Origin of the sequence: Accumulibacter sp. (assembly GCF_032229525.1) — a bacterium.
Lineage (GTDB): Bacteria > Pseudomonadota > Gammaproteobacteria > Burkholderiales > Rhodocyclaceae > Accumulibacter.
Genome location: NZ_JAVTWB010000092.1, coordinates 1 through 2,566 on the forward strand (window position 1 = coordinate 1; position 2,566 = coordinate 2,566).

Below are 2,566 nucleotides of genomic sequence, written 5' to 3' on the forward strand. Positions count from 1 at the left end.
CGGCCGATCAACTGTCACAGATCTTCGAGCGCTTCCATCGCGCGAGTCCAGAGCGGCACCGCCACGGAGAGGGTGCCGGCCTGGGGCTTGCCATTACGCGCAGTATTGTCGAGACGCACGGCGGTCAGATTGCGGTGAAGTCCGAAGCCGGCGTGACCACCTTCACGCTGCGTTTGCCGCTTGCTCCCGCAGGCCCGTCGACCACGTCCTGAGCCGTCGTCCTCTTCGCCAGGTTTGGTCAGGATTTGTGGCCATTCAGCCACGCGCATCGCGGCGCCGCGAGCATAAAGCCGGAGGTGACAAATCCGTAATCCTGCGGTCACCTGCCCGTCGGGACCCGGCTGGCACCATGGCAGCAGCCACTGACCCCAATGCCGCAGGCTTGGCAGGGTGATATCCCATTGGGACGGTACGACGCCGGGCAGTTCATTAGCGGCGGGCCTCCGTCCTCGTCCATGACAGGAGAAATATCGTGCAAGTTGGCGCGCTCGCAAGTCTGGTTGGCGTCACACCGGATACCGTCCGCTATTACGCGCGTATCGGCTTGCTGGTTCCAGCCATCGACGCCGATAACGGCTACCGTTGTTTCAAGAATGCGGACGTCACTCGCCTGCGTTTTGTTTTGCGCGCCAGGCGGCTCGGCTTCCATCTGGACGAGATTGCCAAGATCATCGGCATGTCCGATTGCGGTCAAACGCCGTGCCCAGTGGTCAGAGAGATCGTCGAGCGGCGTATCGCCGAAACTCGCGAACGAGTGGCCGAGATGCAGGCCCTGCAGGCGCGCCTGGAACAGGCGCTGGCGTTGTGGGCGGGAATGCCCAACGGCGAGCCCGACGGTCACGCCACTTGTGCGTTGATCGACGCCACCGGCGACGAGGTTCAACACACCACCGTCGCTTGACCTATCAGTAGCTCACAGGTCCAGGCTGTCACTTGAACGCCAAATCCAAGCAAGGCGTGCAGGAAGATGCAACGCTCAAACGGACGGCGGCGCTCCGTGCGGCGCTGCGCCGCCGCCATGAACGACCTGAGCAACGAGATCGACTTACCCGCCAAGGAGCTAATCGTGAATACGCATGACCAGCCCGCCCACGAAACATCTCGCAACGCGTCAGGCGACAGGGCCAACCGACGCTCCAGATGGGTGTTCGGTGGCCTCGCTGCTTTTTCCCTGATGCTGCTCGCCGTCGAACACCGCACGCACCTGGTGGGTTGGTTGCCATGGCTGATCCTGTTGGCCTGCCCGCTGCTGCATGTGTTCATGCACGGTCGTCAAGAAGGCTCTTCGCGCCAAGCGAATACGGGTGCTTCCCCAACCACCCGGAGAGACGACGAACAATGGTGAGGCCTGCCACCCAGCTCCTGCTGGCGGGCCTGGGCGTCGCCCTGGCCAGCAGCGCTGGAGCGGCCGTTACAACAGGCGAATCGACCTATCAATCCAGCTGCATCGCCTGCCACGGTGCGGATGGTGTCGGCGCACTGCCCGGCGTCCCCGACCTGACCGCCACGGACGGGCCGCTTGCGGTCGCTGACGAAGTACTGGTCAAGCGCATCGCCGAAGGTTTTCAGAGCGCTGGGTCGCCGATGGCGATGCCACCGCGGGGCGGCAACCCGAGCCTGAGCGACGCGGATCTCAAGGCGGTAGTGCACTACATGCGCAAGGAGTTCGCTGTCCGCTGAGCAATCGAGCACGCCACGCGTCGGCAACCATCGCGCCCGGGTCAACCAGGATCAACTCTTTCACGAAGGGACTTCAACATGAAAAGCTACTCTAGTCTGGCCGCGACGGCCATCGTCATTGCCCTCTCCGCGCCAACGGCCTGGGCCGGCATGACGGTCTACATCCCACTCGGCTCCGCCAACAAGGTCATTGCCGTCGACGCGGCGAGCAATCGCATTACCGCCACCTACGACGGCGTCGACAATCCGCATGGCCTGGTCGCCACCCCGGATGGCGAATACCTGGTCGCCGGCAGCTTGTCGGAAACACCTTTGCCGGCGGGCGCCGCGATGGATACGGCAAACAGCAAGCTGGCGGTGATTCATCCCGCGCACGGCCACGTCATGTCGACCATCCCGGTGGCTGGCTGGACGCACCATCAGGCGATCACGCCCGATGGTCGCTACGTGCTGTCTACCCATCCCACACGCGGCGGCATCAGCGTTGCCGATCTGATCGAGAACAAGGTCGTCCACACCGTCGCTACCGGCCCGGCGCCGAACTACGCCGTGGTGACCCCCGATGGCAAGCGCGTTTACGTCAGCAACAGCGGCAATGGCACGATCAGCGAGATCGACACCGCCGACTGGAAAGTCACGCGCACCCTGGACGCCGGCGCCGCACCCGAGCACATGCTGTTGGCGCCCGATGGCCAGCGGCTATACGTCGCCAACGCGCGCAGCGGAATGGTCAGCGCGGTTTCGCTCGAGACCGGCAAGGTCGAGCGGGAGTACGTGATGGGCAAGCGCCTGCATGGCCTGGACATCAGCGATGACGGCCAGTGGCTTTTTGTCAGCCTGATCTCGGAGGACAAGCTGGTGGCACTCGATCCGCAGACCGACGTGC

General features: G+C 64.0%; 5 protein-coding genes. All 5 read left to right on the forward strand.

Annotated features, from left to right (window positions below; translation table 11 throughout):
* The coding region (locus RUW20_RS05815) for an ATP-binding protein (protein ID WP_313951255.1) at positions 1 to 212 on the forward strand (212 nt) is incomplete at its 5' end.
* A gap of 260 nt (positions 213 to 472) precedes the next feature.
* Positions 473 to 901 (forward strand): MerR family DNA-binding protein, encoded by a 429-nt coding sequence (locus RUW20_RS05820; RefSeq protein WP_313951256.1) that lies wholly within the window; start codon positions 473 to 475, stop codon positions 899 to 901.
* A 117-nt stretch (positions 902 to 1,018) separates the two neighbouring features.
* Positions 1,019 to 1,345 carry a DUF2933 domain-containing protein gene (locus RUW20_RS05825; protein ID WP_313951257.1) on the forward strand — a complete coding sequence of 109 codons (327 nt, stop codon included), beginning with the start codon at positions 1,019 to 1,021 and terminating at the stop codon, positions 1,343 to 1,345.
* Positions 1,339 to 1,680 (forward strand): cytochrome c, encoded by a 342-nt coding sequence (locus RUW20_RS05830; RefSeq protein WP_313951258.1) that lies wholly within the window; start codon positions 1,339 to 1,341, stop codon positions 1,678 to 1,680. Before RUW20_RS05825 ends, RUW20_RS05830 begins: the two co-directional genes overlap by 7 nt.
* Before the next feature lie 78 nt (positions 1,681 to 1,758).
* The coding region (locus tag RUW20_RS05835) for a YncE family protein (RefSeq protein WP_313951259.1) at positions 1,759 to 2,566 on the forward strand (808 nt) is incomplete at its 3' end.

Coding starts and splice junctions, on each gene's coding strand:
- RUW20_RS05825 (WP_313951257.1), top strand. CDS start 1,019: ATGAACGACCTGAGCAACGAGATCGACTTACCCGCCAAGGAGCTAATC.
- RUW20_RS05830 (WP_313951258.1), top strand. CDS start 1,339: ATGGTGAGGCCTGCCACCCAGCTCCTGCTGGCGGGCCTGGGCGTCGCC.